The sequence below is a fragment of the Streptomyces sp. NBC_00354 genome (assembly GCF_036106915.1).
Taxonomy (GTDB): domain Bacteria; phylum Actinomycetota; class Actinomycetes; order Streptomycetales; family Streptomycetaceae; genus Streptomyces.
Genome location: NZ_CP107983.1, coordinates 6,875,001 through 6,893,588, shown reverse-complemented (window position 1 = coordinate 6,893,588; position 18,588 = coordinate 6,875,001). Strand labels below are relative to the sequence as shown.

General features: G+C 69.1%; 15 protein-coding genes, 2 rRNA genes and 2 riboswitches (1 of these 19 cut by a window edge). Of the genes, 3 read left to right on the top strand and 14 right to left on the bottom strand.

The annotated features are described in order from the left end of the window. Positions 1–40 precede the first annotated feature (40 nt). Positions 41–1,576: a glutamate-cysteine ligase family protein gene (locus OHT74_RS31640; protein ID WP_328622035.1), complete on the bottom strand. Its 1,536-nt coding sequence runs from the start codon at positions 1,574–1,576 to the stop codon at positions 41–43. A gap of 494 nt (positions 1,577–2,070) precedes the next feature. On the opposite strand from OHT74_RS31640, the gene OHT74_RS31635 reads away from it, so the two are divergent. Both OHT74_RS31635 and OHT74_RS31630 read left to right on the top strand, forming a co-directional pair. Next, positions 2,071–2,691 (top strand): hypothetical protein, encoded by a 621-nt coding sequence (locus OHT74_RS31635; RefSeq protein ID WP_266669126.1) that lies wholly within the window; start codon positions 2,071–2,073, stop codon positions 2,689–2,691. A gap of 369 nt (positions 2,692–3,060) precedes the next feature. Next, complete coding sequence (locus OHT74_RS31630) at positions 3,061–3,267, top strand: DUF5999 family protein (protein ID WP_030303831.1); 207 nt, start codon at positions 3,061–3,063, stop codon at positions 3,265–3,267. Between the two features lie 151 nt (positions 3,268–3,418). Here the strand turns inward: OHT74_RS31630 and gcvP are convergent, their stop codons facing one another. Continuing rightward, a complete protein-coding gene (gcvP, locus tag OHT74_RS31625) occupies positions 3,419–6,304 on the bottom strand; it encodes an aminomethyl-transferring glycine dehydrogenase (protein WP_266669124.1) in 2,886 nt (961 codons plus the stop codon). A 64-nt stretch (positions 6,305–6,368) separates the two neighbouring features. Next, positions 6,369–6,500, bottom strand: a riboswitch (glycine riboswitch). Between the two features lie 2 nt (positions 6,501–6,502). Next, positions 6,503–6,601: riboswitch (glycine riboswitch) on the bottom strand. Positions 6,602–6,714: 113 nt separating this feature from the next. Here gcvP and OHT74_RS31620 point away from each other — a divergent pair. Continuing rightward, positions 6,715–7,086 carry a PRC-barrel domain-containing protein gene (locus tag OHT74_RS31620; RefSeq protein ID WP_266669122.1) on the top strand — a complete coding sequence of 124 codons (372 nt, stop codon included), beginning with the start codon at positions 6,715–6,717 and terminating at the stop codon, positions 7,084–7,086. Here the strand turns inward: OHT74_RS31620 and OHT74_RS31615 are convergent. The 12 genes from OHT74_RS31615 to OHT74_RS31560 all read right to left on the bottom strand — a co-directional run. Continuing rightward, positions 7,083–8,570, bottom strand: a complete 1,488-nt coding sequence (locus OHT74_RS31615; protein WP_328622034.1) for a DNA polymerase IV — start codon at positions 8,568–8,570, stop codon at positions 7,083–7,085. The genes OHT74_RS31620 and OHT74_RS31615 overlap by 4 nt on opposite strands. Before the next feature lie 79 nt (positions 8,571–8,649). Continuing rightward, positions 8,650–9,288 (bottom strand): MerR family transcriptional regulator, encoded by a 639-nt coding sequence (locus OHT74_RS31610; protein WP_365953908.1) that lies wholly within the window; start codon positions 9,286–9,288, stop codon positions 8,650–8,652. Positions 9,289–9,467: 179 nt separating this feature from the next. Next, positions 9,468–9,941: a bifunctional nuclease family protein gene (locus tag OHT74_RS31605; protein WP_030009777.1), complete on the bottom strand. Its 474-nt coding sequence runs from the start codon at positions 9,939–9,941 to the stop codon at positions 9,468–9,470. A gap of 64 nt (positions 9,942–10,005) precedes the next feature. Then, positions 10,006–10,770, bottom strand: coding sequence for a transcriptional regulator FtsR (ftsR, locus tag OHT74_RS31600; protein ID WP_266669116.1), 765 nt, complete (start codon positions 10,768–10,770; stop codon positions 10,006–10,008). Between the two features lie 74 nt (positions 10,771–10,844). After that, positions 10,845–11,786: an FHA domain-containing protein gene (locus tag OHT74_RS31595; protein WP_266673219.1), complete on the bottom strand. Its 942-nt coding sequence runs from the start codon at positions 11,784–11,786 to the stop codon at positions 10,845–10,847. Between the two features lie 82 nt (positions 11,787–11,868). Then, the gene (locus OHT74_RS31590) at positions 11,869–12,789 is read right to left on the bottom strand and encodes a DUF881 domain-containing protein (protein ID WP_443047601.1); all 921 of its coding nucleotides are present in this window, start codon (positions 12,787–12,789) and stop codon (positions 11,869–11,871) included. Positions 12,790–12,794: 5 nt separating this feature from the next. Then, positions 12,795–13,127 carry a small basic family protein gene (locus tag OHT74_RS31585; protein ID WP_266669112.1) on the bottom strand — a complete coding sequence of 111 codons (333 nt, stop codon included), beginning with the start codon at positions 13,125–13,127 and terminating at the stop codon, positions 12,795–12,797. Beyond that, the gene (locus OHT74_RS31580) at positions 13,124–14,032 is read right to left on the bottom strand and encodes a DUF881 domain-containing protein (RefSeq protein WP_266669110.1); all 909 of its coding nucleotides are present in this window, start codon (positions 14,030–14,032) and stop codon (positions 13,124–13,126) included. The genes OHT74_RS31585 and OHT74_RS31580 overlap by 4 nt, the downstream gene beginning before the upstream one ends. Positions 14,033–14,141: 109 nt before the next feature. Further along, the gene (locus OHT74_RS31575; RefSeq protein ID WP_328622033.1) at positions 14,142–16,637 is read right to left on the bottom strand and encodes a mannose-1-phosphate guanyltransferase; all 2,496 of its coding nucleotides are present in this window, start codon (positions 16,635–16,637) and stop codon (positions 14,142–14,144) included. A gap of 100 nt (positions 16,638–16,737) precedes the next feature. After that, positions 16,738–17,328: a CDP-alcohol phosphatidyltransferase family protein gene (locus OHT74_RS31570; RefSeq protein ID WP_267000678.1), complete on the bottom strand. Its 591-nt coding sequence runs from the start codon at positions 17,326–17,328 to the stop codon at positions 16,738–16,740. A 117-nt stretch (positions 17,329–17,445) separates the two neighbouring features. Continuing rightward, positions 17,446–17,562, bottom strand: a 5S ribosomal RNA gene (gene rrf, locus OHT74_RS31565). A 77-nt stretch (positions 17,563–17,639) separates the two neighbouring features. Continuing rightward, positions 17,640–18,588, bottom strand: a 23S ribosomal RNA gene (locus OHT74_RS31560) (it continues 2,175 nt past the right edge of the window).

Below are 18,588 nucleotides of genomic sequence, written 5' to 3'. Positions count from 1 at the left end.
CGGGATCACCGGACCCGGAACGTGCGCCAGGGCGGCCGGTTCAGCGCCGGACCGGCACCGGGGCGCTCACCTCCTCGTCCGCCAGGCCGACGGGCCAGGTGTGCACGGGATCGCCCTTGTGCATCAGCTCGCTGTAGCGCCGGGTGATCGCGGCCAGCGCCGCGTCCCTTTCCATCCCTGATGCGAGCGCCCGGTGGTAGGTGTCCACCTGCCAGGTCGCCCCGTTGGCCCGCCGCTGGCAGCGCTCCTCGATGATGCCGAGGTAGTGGTCGCGGTCGGCGGGCTCGATGCCCCAGGCGTCCAGCCCGGCCGCCGCCATCGGCAGCAGCTCGTCCAGGACCAGCCGTACGGCGGACACACTGGCCAGCCCGCCGCCCCGGCCCCGGCGCGGCCAGCGCAGCCGCGCGTCGATCCCGTACCGGCAGGCCGCGTCGAAGTTGGCCTCCGCCTCGGCGAACGGCAGCCGGGTCCACACCGGCCGCTGCTCGTCGGCGAGCGTGCGGACGAGCCCGTAGTAGAAGGCGGCGTTCGCCACGACGTCGGCGACCGTCGGCCCGGCCGGCAGCACCCGGTTCTCCACCCGCAGGTGCGGCATCCCGTCGGCGACCCCGTACACCGGCCGGTTCCACCGGTAGACCGTGCCGTTGTGCAGGACCAGTTCCTGCAGGCCCGGCACCCCGCCCTCGGCGAGCACGCGCAGCGGCTCCTCCTCGTCGCAGATGGGCAGCAGGGCCGGGAAGTAGCGGACGTTCTCCGCGAAGAGCTCGTACGCCGACTCCACCCAGCGCTCCCCGAACCAGGTCCGCGGCCGCACCCCCTGGGCCTGGAGCTCGGGCGGCCGGGTGTCGGTGGCCTGGGTGAACAGCGGCGGCCGCGACTCCCGCCACAGCTCACGCCCGAACAGGAACGGGGAGTTGGCGCCGACGGCTATCTGCACGGCGGTCACCGCCTGCGCCGCGTTCCACACGTCGGCGAACCGGGCCGGCGTCACCTGCAGGTGCAGCTGTACGGAAGTGCAGGCGGCCTCCGGGACGATCGACCCGGTGCTCCACGTGAGCCGCTCGACCCCGTCGATGTCGAGCATGAAGTCCTCGCCGCGCATCATCAGGATCTGCTCGTTCAGCAGCGAGTAGCGGTCCACCGCCGAGAGGTTCGCGGTGACCAGGTCGGAGCGGGTGATCGTCGGCAGGATGCCGATCATCACCACCCCGGCGTCGATCTCCGCGGCCTGCCGGTGGGCATAGCCGAGCCCCGCACTCAGTTCCTCGGCGAGCTGGTCGAATACCCGGCCGCCGAGCCGGTGCGGAAGGACGTTCACCTCCAGGTTGAACATTCCGAGTTCGGTCTGGAAATCAGGGCTCGCAATCCGCTCCAGAACCTGGGCATTCACCATTCTCGGCAACCCGTCGGAACCCGCGAGATTCAGCTCGATCTCCAGCCCCATCATGTTCTTGGGCCGATCGAACCTCTTCTCCGCCAGAAGCCGCTCCAGCCCCTCCAGACACTCGTGAAGCTTCCTCCGATACTTCTGCCGATCGGACAGGTCGAATCCGCCCGCCACGACCTTCTCCCCCATCGAAGCGTCCCTCCTCGAGTGGGCCTGGCATGTGCCACCCAGGCGCGCGTGTACGGTCGATGATGCCCCGGCGGCGTGATCGATAACGCCGAGGGGGCGTGCGTGGCGAGGAGCGTGCGCCGGTTTGGCCGAAGGGCGCTATGGCACATTCACTTGGCAAGACACCGTATGCAAATTCCGCATGCGTTTTGCCGGTTCCGCATAATGGGCGCTTTCCAGCCGAGCCCCCGTCCGGTAACCTCCGAGGTCAGCGCGACATGTTCGCGCGCAACCGGCATGAATGCCATGTCAGCGGGACCGGTAAGCGCCTTGTCGGCAATAGGCGGGACAGCTAGCCGAAACACTGCGTGAACACATGTCGTATAAACTCCGCAAACGAGGCAGAGAGTTGGCGCGCGGCCATTGCCCCTCAGCCCCCCTCTGGCCCCAGAATGCGACAGCGCCGTCCGCACCTGCCCCGATCCACAGGTCTCCCAAGTGAGAGGCGACCCACCATGCCGCTGCATGTCCCTCCGGCTCCCGCGCCCGCCCTGCGCAGCGTCCTCGCGGCACTCGGTTCCCCCACCGCCGTCCACGAGGCGCACACTCCGGCCCTGCGCGCGCTGCAGGGTCCGATGACCGCCGAACTGCCGCTTCCGGTCCACGTCCTCGACCGGTTGAACATCTCGGAGCTGGCTGCGGGAGGCCGTCCGCCGCGTACCCGGCTGACCGCCTGGCGGTTCCTGATCCGCAGCGGCGACCGCTACGTCGCCGCCGCGGACACCCGGCTGACGCCGGACGGCTGGGCCTTCTCCCATTTCTTCGAGGGCCCCTATGTCGCGGCCACCGAACGCGCCCTGCGCCAGGCGGAATCCCTCGGCAAGAACTACCAGCCGCGGCTGCTCTCCGTACCGGAGCTGTACATGCTGACGCTGTGGCTCCACGGGGCGGTCGGCGCCGACGCCTCCGCCGGGCTGCCGGCCGCGGCGGATCTGCTGGTGCCGCTGGCGCCGGCCCCGCCCGGCATCGCCGCGTACCGGCCGCATCCGGTGTCCGAGCTGCTGCCCGTGATGACCCACCGGCTCGCTCCGCCGAGTCCGCCGCTCCCGCCGTCGCTGGCCGCGCCGGCCGCCTGACCCGGGGCCCGAGCAGGCCCCGACCAGAGCCCGAGCGGAGCCCGAGCCGGTTCCGGGCATGGTCCGAGCGGCGTCCGGGCATGGTCTGAGCTGGCCCGATGCAGGGCCGGTGACCCGTACGACCCATTCGGTCTAGCCCACTCGGGTCACCTGCGAACCACCCGAAATGACAGGGGAGTTGAGCTGAACCGCCCGCACGAGTGATGCGTCATCAATCTATGAGGACAGCTGCCGGGAAATCCCTGCGGACTCAAGTCCGGGGGGCAACACTGGGACTCTGACCAAACCAAGACGTTGATACGGGGGGCGGCCATGAACAACGCATCGAGCCGCAGCACACAGACCACATCGCAGCGAAAGAACGCATCCATGTGCCAGCACCAGCCAGCGTGCCCGTCAGCCGACTCCGCCGACCGGGAGGCCGCCAAGCCCGTGGCCAACCACCCGGAACAGGGCTGGAGCCTGCTGTGCAACGGCGTCCTGCTCTTCGAGGACACCGGTGAGCTGCTGCCGGACGGTCAGATCATCGCCCCGCACCGCCCGCTCGCGGCGGCGCAGGTGATGAAAGCTGCCTAGTCCGACGACAGCACGGAGTGAACGCAACGGAACAGAACGCAGAGGGGCCGGCCCGGGAATCATTCTCCCGGACCGGCCCCTTCGTCATGCCGTCATGTCATACGACTATGTCATGTCACCGAACGGACACGGTGTCGTAGTGCCGTACGGCTCAGTTGTCGTACTCGTCCAGCGGCGGGCAGGAGCACACCAGGTTGCGGTCGCCGAAGGCACCGTCGATACGGCGTACCGGCGGCCAGTACTTCTCGGCCGCCGTGACCCCGCCGGGGAAGACGGCCTCGTCGCGGCTGTACGGGTGGTTCCATTCGCCGCCCAGCGCCGCCGCCGTGTGCGGGGAGTTGGCCAGCGGGTTGTCCTCCACCGGCCACTCGCCGCCCGCGACCCGCTCGATCTCGGCGCGGATGGCGATCATCGCGTCGCAGAAGCGGTCGATCTCGGCGAGGTCCTCGGACTCCGTCGGCTCGATCATCAGCGTGCCGGCGACAGGGAAGGACATGGTCGGCGCGTGGAAGCCGTAGTCGATGAGGCGCTTGGCGATGTCGTCCACGCTGACGCCCGTCGCCTTCGACAGCGGGCGCAGGTCGATGATGCACTCGTGCGCGACCAGGTTGCCCGGGCCGGTGTAGAGCACCGGGTAGTGCGGCTCCAGGCGCTTGGCGATGTAGTTCGCGCCGAGCACCGCCACCTGGGTGGCGCGCTTGAGGCCCTCGCCGCCCATGAGGCGCACGTACGACCACGAGATCGGCAGGATGCCGGCCGAGCCCCAGGGCGCCGCCGAGATCGGACCGACGCCGGTCTCCGGGCCCGCGGTCGGCTGGAGCGGGTGGTTCGGCAGGTACGGGGCCAGGTGCGCCCGGACACCGACCGGGCCGACGCCCGGACCGCCGCCGCCGTGCGGGATGCAGAAGGTCTTGTGCAGGTTCAGGTGCGAGACGTCGCCGCCGAAGTGACCCGGCTTGGCAAGGCCCACCAGGGCGTTCAGGTTGGCGCCGTCCACGTAGACCTGGCCGCCGGCCTCGTGCACCTGGGCGCAGATGTCGGCGACGTGCTCCTCGAACACACCGTGCGTGGAGGGGTACGTGATCATCAGCACGGCGAGCTCGTCGCGGTACTGCTCGATCTTGGCGCGCAGGTCGGCCGCGTCCACCTCGCCGTCGTCGGCGGTCTTGACGACGACGACCTTCATGCCGGCCATCACGGCGCTGGCGGCGTTGGTGCCGTGCGCGGAGGACGGGATGAGACAGACGGTGCGCTGCTCGTCGCCGTTCGCCCGGTGGTAGGCCCGGACGGCCAGCAGGCCGGCGAGCTCACCCTGGGAGCCGGCGTTCGGCTGGATGGAGACCTTGTCGTAGCCGGTGACCTCGCAGAGACGTTCCTCCAGCTCGGAGATGAGCGTGAGGTACCCCTCGGCCTGCTCGACCGGGGCGAACGGGTGCAGCTGGCCGAATTCCGGCCAGGTGACCGACTCCATCTCGGTGGTCGCATTGAGCTTCATGGTGCAGGAGCCCAGCGGGATCATGCCGCGGTCCAGCGCGTAGTCCTTGTCCGCCAGCTTGCGCAGGTAGCGCAGCATCGCGGTCTCACTGCGGTGCTGGTGGAAGACCGGGTGCGCCAGGTAGTCGTCGGAGCGCAGCAGGCCCTCGGGCAGGGCGTCGGCGGTGGTCTCGTCGAGGGCCTCGATGTCGGCGCTCACGCCGAAGGCGGCCCAGACGGCCTCGACGCCGGCGCGCAGGGTGGTCTCGTCGCAGGAGACGGAGACGTGGTCGGCGTCGACCTGGAACAGGTTGACCCCGCCCGCACGGGCGGCGGCGGCGACCTCGGCGGCCTTGCCGGGCACCCGGGCGGTGAGCGTGTCGAAGTACGAGCCGTGCACGAGCTCGACCCCGCCGGCCGTCAGACCGGCCGCGAGCAGGGCCGCGTAGCGGTGCGTACGGCGGGCGATGGTCCGCAGCCCGTCCGGACCGTGGTAGACGGCGTACATGCCGGCCATGACGGCGAGCAGCACCTGCGCGGTGCAGATGTTGCTGGTGGCCTTCTCGCGGCGGATGTGCTGCTCACGGGTCTGCAGTGCCAGGCGGTACGCCTTGTTGCCGTCCGCGTCCACGGAGACGCCGACGAGGCGGCCCGGCAGCGAGCGGGCGTGCTTGTCCTGGACGGCCATGTAGCCGGCGTGCGGGCCGCCGAAGCCCATCGGGACGCCGAAGCGCTGGGTGGTGCCGACGGCGATGTCCGCGCCGAGCGCGCCCGGGGAGGTCAGCAGGGTCAGGGCGAGCAGGTCGGCGGCGACGGCGACGATCGCGCCGAGGCCGTGCGCCTGGTCGATGACCGGCTTGATGTCCCGCACGGCACCGGAGGCGCCCGGGTACTGGAGGAGCACACCGTAGACACCGCGCTCCGCGACCTCGGCCGGGATCCCCTCGGACAGGTCGGCGACGACGATCTCGATGCCGATCGGCTCGGCGCGGGTCTCGATCACGGCGATGGTCTGCGGCAGCGCGTCGGCGTCGACGAGGAAGATGTTCCCCTTGGACTTGCCCACGCGGCGGGCCAGGGTCATGGCCTCGGCGGCCGCGGTGCCCTCGTCGAGCAGGGAGGCGCCGGAGGTCGGCAGGCCGGTGAGGTCCGCGACGACGGTCTGGAAGTTGAGGAGCGCCTCGAGGCGGCCCTGCGAGATCTCGGGCTGATAGGGCGTGTACGCCGTGTACCAGGCCGGGTTCTCCATGACGTTGCGCAGGATCACCGGCGGCGTGAAGGTCCCGTAGTAGCCGAGGCCGATCATCGGCGTCAGGACCTGGTTGCGGTCGGCGAGCGAACGCAGCTCGGCCAGCACCTCGGCCTCGGTCAGCGCCTCGGGCAGGTTCAGCGCCTCGGCGCTCTTGATCACATCCGGTACCGCGGCGGCGGTCAGTTCGTCCAGCGAGCCGTAGCCCACGTGGGCGAGCATCTTCGCCTGCGCCTCGGCATCCGGGCCGATGTGGCGCTGCTCGAAGGGGATCCCTCGCTCCAGCTGGGAGAGCGGAATGCGGTTGGCGGTCATGTACGGAGGCCTCCTGGGTCGTACGACCTGCGAGGGGTACCACGGCGCGGGCACCCGGACGGCCTCCCCCTCTGTCATCTCAACCTGAGAGCTTCACCGGAGTCGCGAGGATGGCCCGCGGATTCCGGCTTTCACCGTCGGTGAGGAGAGGAACCGGCACTGCTCACCCGGTACCTGCCCCTGCTTTCCAGAGTGGCCTCGTCACGTGCGGTACGTATGCCTGAGAGATTCCGGGGAGGATTTGCTCCTTCGGCGCCTCCGTCATGCTCACTCGGAGGACTCTCCCGCACAGGGTCAACAGCCGTCACCCAGCCTACCAGCGAGGTTCTCGGCTCTCCCTCGAGTGGCCCCCACTCCGGAAATGCACTTTTGTAGTCGTTACGGAGGAGTTGCGACCATATGGAGGGACCGTGCAGACCGACATCGATCCGCGCAGCCTGATCGGCCGCAAGGCGTTCGACCGCAACGGAACCAAGATCGGCACCGTCGACGAGGTCTACCTCGACGATGCCACAGGCGTGCCCGAGTGGGCCGCCGTCCGGACGGGCCTGTTCAGCCGGGACGCGTTCGTCCCGCTGGAACCGAGCGAGGTGATCGACGACACCCTGCGGGTCCCCTTCGAACGCTCCCTCATCAAGGACGCCCCGGACTTCGGCGTCGGCCGCCACCTCTCCCCCGAACAGGAGCTGCAGCTCTACCACCACTACGGACTGGACGTCTCCCTCCCGTCGGACATCCAGCGCGACTTCGGCCGCTTGGCGAACGGCGACGACACCCCCTAGCCCTCTTCCGGTACGGGTTCCCCTACCGCGGGTTCCCCTACCGCGGGTTCCCCTACGAGGGGCAGCGGATCGGACGGCTCCAGCTCGGGGTCGTCCACCCGGAAGGTACGCACCCGGCCCGGTGGCGATCCGGGCCGCTCGAACCGCACGGTCACCCTCCCGACCCCGCTGCCCTGCACCCACCCGGGCCCGTACACGGCATGCCGTACGTCGCTCCCGGCCGCCCAGCGGCGCTCCCGGGCGGGCTCCGGCTCCCCGGCCGGCTCCACGCCCTCGGGGGCCTCTGCGGGCCCACCGGACCCTGCCGGCCCAGCGGGGGCACCGGAATCGCCCGGCCCTCCCGTCCCGGCGGCCTCCGCAGCCCCGTCCGGCTCGGCGGCCCCTGCGTCGCCCGCCGAGGCCGCCTCCGCAGCCATGGACTGCGCGAACAGGTCCTCCTGCGTGTAGTCCGCCAGCCCGGTCACGCCCACCCCCAGCAGCCGCACCCCGCCCGTGGTGTCCACTGCCTCCAGCAGCCGCGCCGCGGCCTCCCGCACCACCGCAGGGTCGTCGGTGGGCCCCCGAAGCGTCTCCGAGCGCGTCAGGGTCGAGAAGTCGTACCGCCGCACCTTCAGCACGATCGTGCGCCCGGAGTGCCCCGAGTCCCGCAGCCGGTGCACACACCGGTCGGCGAGCCGCTGCACCTCGTTCCGGATCCGCACCCGGTCGTGCAGGTCCACGTCGAAGGTGTCCTCGACCGACACGGACTTCGCGTCGCGCTCGGCGACCACCGGCCGGTCGTCCAGCCCCAGCGCCATCCGGTACAGCCCGACCCCGTGCGAGCGCCCGACCATCCGGACCAGCTCGTCCTCGCCGGCCTCGGCCAGCTCCCCCACGATGGTGATCCCGGCCCGCCGCAGGTGCTCCCCGGTGGCCGGCCCCACCCCCGGCAGGGTCCGCACGGACATCGGCGCGAGCAGGGCCCGCTCCGTCCCCGGCTCGATCAGCAGCAGCCCGTCCGGCTTGGCCTCCTCCGAGGCCACCTTCGCCAGCATCTTCGACCCCGCCAGCCCCACCGACGCACTGAGCCCGGTCGCCGCCACGATGTCCGCCCGCAGCCGCTGTCCCGTCTCCAGGGCGGATTCCGCGTCGAAGGCGGTTCCGCCCGCCTCCAGGTCCACGAACGCCTCGTCCAGGCTGAGCGGCTCCACGAGCGGCGACAGCTCCCGCAACAGCGCCATGACCACGTCGCTGACCGCCCGGTACAGGCTGAAGCGCGGGATCAGGCAGGCGCCGTTCGGGCAGAGCCGCCGCGCCTGGGCCATCGGCATCGCCGAGTGCACCCCGAAGCGGCGGGCCTCGTAGGAGGCGGTGGCGACCACCCCGCGCGGGCCCAGCCCGCCGACGATCACGGCCTTGCCACGCAGGCTCGGCTTCGATGCCTGCTCCACGGATGCGTAGAAGGCGTCCATGTCCAGATGCAGGATGGTCGGCGCGGCTCTCACAGCCCCGATGCTGCCCTACGCCACTGACAATCGGCCGGGGCCGGGCCCGGCCGATGCGCGGCCGGGCCGGGGACCGGTCTCAACCGGCCCGGTTGCGCCGTGCGGCCAGCTCGTCCGTCGGGTTGTGGCCGACCACCGTCTCGCCGGTGTCGACCCGCTCGCCGTGCAGCTGCGACAACGCGTTCTCCACATCCCGCCAGACCACGCCCACGGCGATACCGAAGATGCCCTGCCCGCCCTGGAGCAGGCTCACGACCTGGTCCGGCGAGGTGCACTCGTACACGGTGGCGCCGTCGCTCATCAGCGTCATGCGCTCGAGGTCCGCGAAACCGCGGTCCCGCAGGTGCTGGACCGCGGTCCGGATGTTCTGCAGCGCCACACCGGTGTCCAGGAAGCGCTTGACGATCTTGAGGACGACGACGTCCCGGAAGCTGTACAGGCGTTGCGTGCCCGAGCCGTACGCGGGGCGCACCGTGGGCTCCACCAGCCCGGTACGCGCCCAGTAGTCGAGCTGCCGGTACGTGATGCCCGCCGCGGCGCACGCCGTCGGACCCCGGTAGCCGACTTGTTCGGGTGCCGGGTCCGCGCCGGCCGCTGCGATCGTCGCCGCCTCCGGCTGACGGCGCGCGGAACCTGCCGCGCTGCCGTGGAGCGGGTACGGCCCACCGTCACTCCGCACGGGGATGCCCCCGGTCGTACCGTCGCCCGTGACTCTCACGCCGACCCTCCGTCCTTGACCTGCCCCCTCGAAGGTAGGCAGTCACCAGGGGTGCGTCAACGATCGCCACACTCGGCACGCCGAGTGATAATCACCCTGAGAGTGGTTTCCCGTGCCCCATATCGGGGAAAGGCTAACCGAATGGGCTGACACTCCCTGTGGACGGCGCGGCCGGCGGCTCACTGCGGGCCGGTGCCGAAGTCCTCCGGAGAGATCTGGTCGAGGAACTCGCGGAACTTCTCCACCTCGTCCTCCTGCTCGTCCGGAATGGCGATTCCGGCGTCGTCCAGCACGCCGTCGCTGCCGTAGATCGGCGTTCCCGTCCGCAGGGCCAGCGCTATGGCGTCGGAGGGCCTCGCGCTCACCTCGACCCCGCTGGCGAAGACAAGCTCCGCGTAGAAGACGCCCTCCCGCAGATCCGTGATCCGGACCTCGGTGAGCTCCTCGCCGATCGCCTCCAGCACGTCCTTGAACAGGTCGTGCGTCAGCGGCCGCGCAGGGGCCATGCCCTGCTGCGCGAAGGCAATGGCGGTCGCCTCCCCTGGTCCGATCCAGATGGGGAGGTACCGGTCGCCTCCCACTTCACGCAGGAGCACGATCGGTTGGTTGGAGGGCATTTCCACCCGGACACCCACAACGTCGAGCTCGTTCACACAGCAACCCTAGGACCTGCCCGGCAGGTTTGGGTAGTCGGGCCCCCCTCGAAGATCCCCGGGGTCAGTGCAGACGGACCCCGAGAGCCGTCTGCACCAAGGCCTCATGGAGCCGTACGGAGAGCCCCGCGAGTTCTTTCATGGTGGCCTCGGCATGCGCCCTGGTCTGCGGGTTGCGGTGCCGCCGCTGCGGTGCCACGACCTGCTCGATCAGGCCCGCCTCCCGGTCGGCGGCTGCCTTCATGGCCCGCAGGTGCCGGGGCTCCAGCCCGAACCGGCCCAGATCCGCCACCAGGCGGGCCACCGTGACCGCCTCGGCGTCGAATCCGCCGCCGGGAGTCTCGCCGACCAGCCCGTACGACTCCCATTCGGCGAGCTGCGCCTCGTCCACCTCGGCGGCGGCCATCAGCTCGGCACGGCCCACGCGGGCCGCCGTCGGCCGTTCCCGGCCCACCTCGCCGTAGACGGCGCAAGGGCTGGTCGGATCGACGGAATCCCCGTGCGCCGTGGGCGAGGGGATACGGATCTGCTCGCCGCGGGCGAGCGCGTCCAGCTGATCGCGGATGACCTTCAACGGCAGGTAGTGGTCCCGCTGCAGACGCAGGATGCGGGCCAGTCGCTCGACGTCCTCCGTGCTGAACTTGCGGTATCCGGAAGGTGTGCGCCGGGGCTCGACGAGCCCCTCCGCCTCCAGGAAGCGAATCTTCGAGATCGTGACTTCGGGGAACTCGTCGCGCAGCATGGTGAGCACCGTGCCGATGCTCACCAGCCGCCCGGACGAGCCGGCGGTGCCGCTCTTCGGGACACCGCCGGTCGGGGTACGCAGCATGGGACCTTCCCTCTGGGGATCCCCCCGGACGGAATCCGGGGTGGGGGTCCCCCCGGGCGGAGCCCAGGGGGCCGTCAGACGCCCCGCAGGCTCGCGTAGAAGACCATCCGGTACTTGCCGATCTGCACCTCGTCGCCGTTGTGCAGGGCGACCGAGTCGATCGGCTCACGGTTGACGTACGTGCCGTTGAGGCTGCCCACGTCGGCGACGGTGAAGCCGCCGTCCTGGCTCCTGCGGAACTCGACATGCAGACGGGAGACCGTGACGTCGTCCAGGAAGATGTCGCTCTGCGGGTGCCGGCCCGCCGTGGTCAGCTCACCGTCCAGCAGGAAGCGGCTGCCGGAGTTGGGGCCGCGCCGCACGATCAGCAGGGCGGAACCCGGAGGCAGAGCTTCCACCGCGGCCTGGGCCTCGGGGGACAGCGAGGACGACACGTGCTGTTGTCCGGACACCTCGGCCTCGTAGGCCTCGAGGCCCGAGATCGAGATGGTGGACGTGGTCTCCGAGGCACGCTCCGGCGTCAGGCCCGCCCGCAGCGGCGCGCCACAGTTGGAGCAGAACCGGCTGGCCGCATCGCTGCGGTGTCCGCACCTGCTGCAAACCTGCTCGGCCGACATGGACGGCTCCTCGCGCCGCGGCTGCCCCGCGGAGGCATTGGTGGCATACGGGTCGGGGGCAAACCCTCCACCCGAACTTGAGGTTGATGGTTCACCGAAACCTATGCGTCCGGAACCGGCAGGGTCAACAGACGACGCGCCCGGCGCGCCCGAAACATCACCCGCGCCGGCGACCTCGTCACGGAAGAGCGGCCGGTTGCCCTGCCCTTCCACCTCTCCCTGCCCCGCGCGGTGCTTCGCTGCACCCTCCTCGCGGTTCTTCTTTCCGAACAGCTTCTCAAACAACTTCACGGGCGATTCCCCTTGAACGAAACAGACCCGCCCGTGGGGCAGGACGAACTCCGAATGCACACACCTGCCGACCCGGACATTCTCACAACGTCCGTAACCACCAGACAGTTTCCACCACGCACCACGACTTCACCGCGCCGACCCCCCGCAGGCATCAGCCCGCGTGAGCCCGTCCGCTCCCCGTCCCGCATCACGACGATGACGACCGAGCGTAGTCAGGCTGCTTCGCAGCCCGCAAGGCATCCACAACGATCTTCGCCGACCGTGTGACGGCGACGTTGGCCTGTTCCTTCTCCAGCGTCTGCACGACACCGCCGGGAATGTTCAGAGCAGGCTCCAGATCCTGTGCCTTGCCGATCACCTTGAACTCATAAGGCTGTGTGATCTTCTTACCGTCGATCCCGATCCCGCCGCCCTCGTCCGAGAAGAACGAGCCCGCCACGATGCGCACACCGTTGATCTGGATCGCCTCGGCCCCGGCCGCCCGCAGCTCCTGGAGGGTGTCCAGCAGCTGGTCCGACTGCACCTGGCCCTTGGGATCGGTGATCTTCAGCGTGATGCCCGGCCCCTGCGCTGCCACCGTACCGGCCAGGATCCCGAGTTGGCGTTCCTTCTCGATCGTCTGCCGACGAGCCTCTTCGGCCTGGTTGGAGCTGCTCTCCAACTCCTTGCGCTGGTCTTCCAGCTGCTGCTTCTCGTCCTCCAGGCGCTTGGTCCGCCCGTCGAGCTCGTCGAGGATCCGTACGAGGTCCTCCTGGCGGGCCCCGCGCAGCGCGCTGGAGTCGCTGTTCGACCGCACCTGGATGGCCAGGCCCAGCCCGAGGACGAACAGGAGCAGCGCCACGATCAGTTGGGCCCGGCTCACCCGCGGCGGCCACAGCCCCTCCGCCAGCCGCTGCCGGCCGGTCTGCGTCGGCTCGGCGTCCTTGGCGGCTGCGGCCACCTCGGCTGGGGCCGCCTCGGCTGGGGCGGTTTCGGTGGGTTCGGCGGGCCGAGCCGGCTGGGCCGGCGGGGCGGGCTGTGCCTCCGGCTGCGCGCCCTGCTCGGGCTGGTCCTGCGGCGGCAGCTCCGAGCCCATCGGCTCCTCGGGCGGGTTGTCGTTCGTACTCATCGGCCTCACGCCCGGAACACGTGCCGGCGGATGGCCGCGGCGTTGGAGAAGATGCGGATGCCGAGGACCACGACCACACCCGTCGACAGCTGTGAGCCGACGCCCAGCTTGTCACCGAGGAAGACGATCAGAGCCGCCACGACCACGTTCGACAGGAACGACACCACGAAGACCTTGTCCACGAAGATGCCGTCCAGCATCGCGCGCAAGCCCCCGAACACCGCGTCCAGCGCCGCCACCACGGCGATCGGCAGATATGGCTCCACGACGGCCGGCACTTCGGGCCGGACCAGAAGTCCGAGCACCACTCCGGCCACCAGGCCCAGTACCGCGATCACGATGCACCCTTCTTCGGCTCTTCTGCTGTAGCTGTACGTACGGTCAGGCTCGACGCGGCCGGCAGCCGCAGCTCGTCCGCGGGGGACAGGGTGTAGCGGATCCCGTAGTTCTCCTGCAGCGCGTGCAGGTACTGGCCGTCCGCGGAGTCCTGGAACGCGGTCCCGAGCCGCTTCTTGTCCCCCACCGCCAGCACCTCGTACGGCGGTACCAGCGGCCTGTTGTCGACCAGTATCGCGTCACCCGCGGCCCTGATCGCCGACAGCGCCGTCAGCCGCTGCCCGTTGATCGAGACGGCCTCCGCGCCGGACTGCCAGAGCCCGTTGACGATCTTCTGCATGTCCCGGTCCCGGAGCCGGCCGGTGTCCGAGAACCCGGCGTTCTCGCGCGGCTTGCCGCCACCGCCCGACGAGGAGCCCTTCGCGTCGTCCACGACCAGCTTGACCCCCGGACCGCGGACCTCCGAGGCACCGGCCAGCAGTGCCACGAGCTGCCCCTGGTCGCCGCCGTGCTGCTTGAGCGCCTCACGCTGGCGGCCCGCGACGTTCGTCCGCAACCGCTCGATGTCCCGCTCCAGGCCGTCCGCGCGCTCGTCGGCCCGCTGCACCCGGTCGATCAGCTCCTGCCGCTCCTTGGCCAGCACCGGCGCGGCTATCCGCGCCTGGGCAGCACCCAGCGTGACGACCATGGCGGCGAGCACGAGCCCGGCGGCGAGCGCCAGCTTGGCCTTGAGAGTGCGCGGCAGGCCCGCCGTACCCTCCGCCTCGCGCCGGGCCGACGCTTCCGCATAGCCCTCGTCGAGACTGTGGTCCATCACGTGCGTCAGCAGCGACATGGATGCGTCCGGGCGCGCGGGAGGCGCCGGCGCCGAACTCCGGTTGTGGGGCGGCTGCGACATGCCGCTCATCGTCGCATGTCGGCGCCGCCCGCACCGAATGCGCCCGTCCGGTGGACAGGGAGCAAGGGGCTCCTCACCCGGTCCACCGGACTGCGCTGGTCCGCAACGTCTCCTGTGCTCAGTGCCCGGCGCCGTCCACCACGCCGGCCCACTCGTCCAGCAGGGCCTGCGCGGACGCGTCGTCGGGACCTTCGGCCCACAGGTGCGTGACCGCCTCCGCCGGATCCGGCAGGACCAGCGCCCACCGCCCGTCGGCCTCGACCACCCGCACACCGTCGGTGGTGTCCACCTGCCGGTCCCCGGCCGCCTCCACGACCCGCCGCATCACGAGCCCCTTCACCGCCCACGGGGTCGGTACGTCCCGCTTGAGTACATGGGCTCGCGGTATCCGCGCATCGATCTGACTCAGGGTGAGCTGCGTCCGTGCCACCAGACCGAGCAGCTGGACGAAGGCCGCCGACCCGTCGAAGACGCTGCTGAACTCCGGGACGATGTATCCGCCCCGGCCGTCCCCGCCGAAGATCGTGTTCTCCGCCCGGCCCACCCGCGTCAGGTCGTCGGGCGAGGTCGTCGTCCACTCGACCTGCGTCCCGTGGTACGCCGCCACCTGCTCGGCGATACGGGTCGTGGTCACCGGCAGCGCCACCTTGCCGCTGCGCTTCTCCGCGGCCACGAGGTCCAGCAGCACCAGCAGCGCCCGGTCGTCCTCGATGATCCGCCCGCGCTCGTCCACCAGGGAGATCCGCTCCCCCACCGGGTCGAACCGCACCCCGAACGCGGCCCGCGCCGAGGCCACGATCTCCCCGAGCCGCACCAGCCCGGCCCGCCGGGACTCCGCGGTCTCCGTCGGCCTGGTCTCGTCGAGCCCCGGATTGATCGTCAGCGCGTCCACGCCGAGCCGGCCCAGCAGGCTGGGCAGAACCAGCCCGGCACTGCCGTTGGAGGCGTCCACGACCACCTTCAGCCCGGAATCGGCGATCCCGGTCGTGTCCACCCGCCGCAGCAGCGAACCCGTGTAGGCGTCGAAGACGCTGCCCGGGAACTGGAGGTCACCGATCTCGCCCGGGAACGCCCGCCGGTACTCCTGCCGCGCGTACACCCGGTCCAGCTTGCGCTGCTGCTGGAGCGAGAGGTCCGCTCCCCGCTCGTCCAGGAACACGATGTCGACCGAGTCCGGCACTCCCGGCGAGGTCCGCAGCACGATCCCGCCCGCGCTGCCGCGCGCGGTCTGCTGCCGCGCGACGGGCAGCGGTACGTTCTCCAGGTCGCGCACGTTGATCGCGCTGGCCTGCAGCGCCGAGATCACGGCCCGCTTGAGCGCTCTCGCGCCACGGGAGTGGTCTCGGGCCGTGGTGACCGTCGACCCCTTCTTCAGGGTCGTCGCATACGCGCCGGCGAGCCGGACCACCAGCTCGGGGGTGATCTCCACGTTGAGGATCCCGGAGACTCCGCGGGTGCCGAAGAGGTGCGCCTGCCCGCGGGACTCCCAGATCACCGACGTGTTGACGAAGGCGCCGGCCTCGATCGTCTTGAAGGGGTAGACCCGCACGTTCCCCTGAATGATCGATTCCTCACCGACCAGACACTCGTCACCGATGACGGCGCCGTCCTCGATCCGGGCGGCCCGCATGATGTCGGTGTTCTTGCCGATGACGCAGCCGCGCAGATTGCTGTGCTGCCCGATGTAGACGTTGTCGTGGATGACGGCCCGGTGCAGGAAGGCCCCGCTCTTCACCACGACGTTGGACCCGACGACCGTGTGCTCGCGGATCTCCGCGCCCGCCTCGACCTTGGCGTAGTCACCGATGTACAGCGGCCCGCGGAGCACGGCGTCGGGACTCACCTCGGCGCCTTCGGCGATCCACACGCCGGGCGAGATCTCGAAGCCGTCCATCTCGACCTGGACCTTGCCCTCGAGTACGTCGGCCTGCGCCTTGACGTAGCTCTCGTGCGTGCCGACGTCCTCCCAGTAGCCCTCGGCCACATAGCCGTAGATCGGCCGGCCTTCCTTCATCAGCTGCGGGAAGACATCGCCGGACCAGTCGACCGGAACATCCGGGTCCACGTAATTGAAGACCTCGGGCTCCATGACGTAGATACCGGTGTTGACGGTGTCCGAGAACACCTGGCCCCACGTCGGCTTTTCGAGGAAGCGCTCGACCTTTCCTTCCTCGTCCACGATGGTGATGCCGAATTCCAGCGGGTTCGGCACCCGGGTCAGGCACACCGTGACGAGTGCGCCCTTCTCTTTGTGGAAGCGGATGAGGTCGGTGAGGTCGAAGTCGGTGAGTGCATCGCCGGAAATGACGAGGAAAGCGTCGTCCTTCAAGGCCTCCTCGGCATTCTTCACACTGCCGGCAGTGCCGAGTGGCTTCTCCTCGTTGGCATAGGTGAGCTCCATTCCGAGCTCCTCGCCGTCACCGAAGTAGTTCTTGACGAGTGACGCCAAGAACTGGACGGTAACAACGGTCTCACTGAGCCCATGCCGCTTGAGCAGCCTGAGCACGTGCTCCATGATCGGCCGGTTGGCCACCGGCAGGAGCGGCTTGGGCATGCTCGAGGTCATGGGGCGAAGGCGAGTGCCTTCGCCACCGGCCATCACGACGGCCTTCATGTCGGAAGAGTCCTCCTTGAGAGACGACGTTCTCGCCGACCTCACCCGTCCCGGACGGTGACTCCGCAACTTTTCCGCGTCAGCCGGGCGCCGAGCGAGCTCAATCGGCCGCGGCGTCCGCCTTCACGAGCCGGCGGACTTGCACCACGTAAAGGATTCCTGCCCACCAGTAGAGGGTTGTACCCCATCCGGCGAACGCCCATCCGAAAACTGCCCCCATCCAGGCCAACCAACCCGTACCGTCACTGAGCAACAGCAGCGGGAAGGCGTACATCAGGTTGAAGGTCGCGGCCTTGCCGAGGAAGTTGACCTGCGGCGGCGGATAGCCGTGGCGGCGCAGGATCCAGACCATGACCAGCAGCATCAGCTCACGGGCGATCAGCGCCCCGGTGAGCCACAGCGGGAGAATGTCTCGATAGGTCAGGCCGAAGAGCGTGGAGAGGATGTACAGCCGGTCCGCGGCCGGATCCAGCAGCCGGCCGAGGCTGCTGATCTGATTCCAGCGCCGGGCAAGCTTCCCGTCGAGGTAGTCGCTGACCCCGCTGAGCATGAGGACCGCCAAGGCCCAACCGTCGTGCTCCTCCAGAATCAGCCAGAGGAACACGGGCACGCCGACGAGGCGAGCCATGCTCAGGATGTTCGGAATGGTGAAAATTCGGTCCGTCTGAACCCGAGTCTCCTGGACCTCCACCCGGGGGCCTCCACTGTTGAACGTACGAACGATGCCTCATGACCCTACAGGAAGCTGCACCGGCCCTGAACGCAGAAAAGCCCCGCACCATAAGGTGCGGGGCTTTCTACAATGATTGTTCGGCGGCGTCCTACTCTCCCACAGGGTCCCCCCTGCAGTACCATCGGCGCTGAAAGGCTTAGCTTCCGGGTTCGGAATGTAACCGGGCGTTTCCCTAACGCTATGACCACCGAAACACTATGAAAATTTGAACGCTGGCATGAACACAGCTGTTCGTTATTTCAGAACTAACACAGTGGACGCGAGCAACTGAGGACAAGCCCTCGGCCTATTAGTACCAGTCAGCTCCACCCGTTACCGGGCTTCCACATCTGGCCTATCAACCCAGTCGTCTACTGGGAGCCTTACCCTCTCAAGGAGGTGGGAATACTCATCTTGAAGCAGGCTTCCCGCTTAGATGCTTTCAGCGGTTATCCCTCCCGAACGTAGCCAACCAGCCATGCCCTTGGCAGGACAACTGGCACACCAGAGGTTCGTCCGTCCCGGTCCTCTCGTACTAGGGACAGCCCTTCTCAATATTCCTACGCGCACAGCGGATAGGGACCGAACTGTCTCACGACGTTCTAAACCCAGCTCGCGTACCGCTTTAATGGGCGAACAGCCCAACCCTTGGGACCGACTCCAGCCCCAGGATGCGACGAGCCGACATCGAGGTGCCAAACCATCCCGTCGATATGGACTCTTGGGGAAGATCAGCCTGTTATCCCCGGGGTACCTTTTATCCGTTGAGCGACGGCGCTTCCACAAGCCACCGCCGGATCACTAGTCCCGACTTTCGTCCCTGCTCGACCCGTCGGTCTCACAGTCAAGCTCCCTTGTGCACTTACACTCAACACCTGATTGCCAACCAGGCTGAGGGAACCTTTGGGCGCCTCCGTTACTCTTTGGGAGGCAACCGCCCCAGTTAAACTACCCATCAGACACTGTCCCTGATCCGGATCACGGACCGAGGTTAGACATCCAGCACGACCAGAGTGGTATTTCAACGGCGACTCCACCCCAACTGGCGTTGGGGTTTCAAAGTCTCCCACCTATCCTACACAAGCCGAACCGAACACCAATATCAAACTATAGTAAAGGTCCCGGGGTCTTTCCGTCCTGCTGCGCGAAACGAGCATCTTTACTCGTAGTGCAATTTCACCGGGCCTATGGTTGAGACAGTCGAGAAGTCGTTACGCCATTCGTGCAGGTCGGAACTTA

Excerpts from the sequence above, each read along its gene's own strand:
- OHT74_RS31580 (WP_266669110.1), bottom strand. The coding sequence starts at position 14,032 with ATGAGCGGCATGTCGCAGCCGCCCCACAACCGGAGTTCGGCGCCGGCG.
- OHT74_RS31575 (WP_328622033.1), bottom strand. The coding sequence starts at position 16,637 with ATGAAGGCCGTCGTGATGGCCGGTGGCGAAGGCACTCGCCTTCGCCCC.
- ftsR (WP_266669116.1), bottom strand. The coding sequence starts at position 10,770 with ATGCTGCGTACCCCGACCGGCGGTGTCCCGAAGAGCGGCACCGCCGGC.
- OHT74_RS31630 (WP_030303831.1), top strand. The coding sequence starts at position 3,061 with ATGTGCCAGCACCAGCCAGCGTGCCCGTCAGCCGACTCCGCCGACCGG.
- OHT74_RS31640 (WP_328622035.1), bottom strand. The coding sequence starts at position 1,576 with ATGGGGGAGAAGGTCGTGGCGGGCGGATTCGACCTGTCCGATCGGCAG.
- gcvP (WP_266669124.1), bottom strand. The coding sequence starts at position 6,304 with ATGACCGCCAACCGCATTCCGCTCTCCCAGCTGGAGCGAGGGATCCCC.
- OHT74_RS31590 (WP_443047601.1), bottom strand. The coding sequence starts at position 12,789 with ATGAGTACGAACGACAACCCGCCCGAGGAGCCGATGGGCTCGGAGCTG.
- OHT74_RS31635 (WP_266669126.1), top strand. The coding sequence starts at position 2,071 with ATGCCGCTGCATGTCCCTCCGGCTCCCGCGCCCGCCCTGCGCAGCGTC.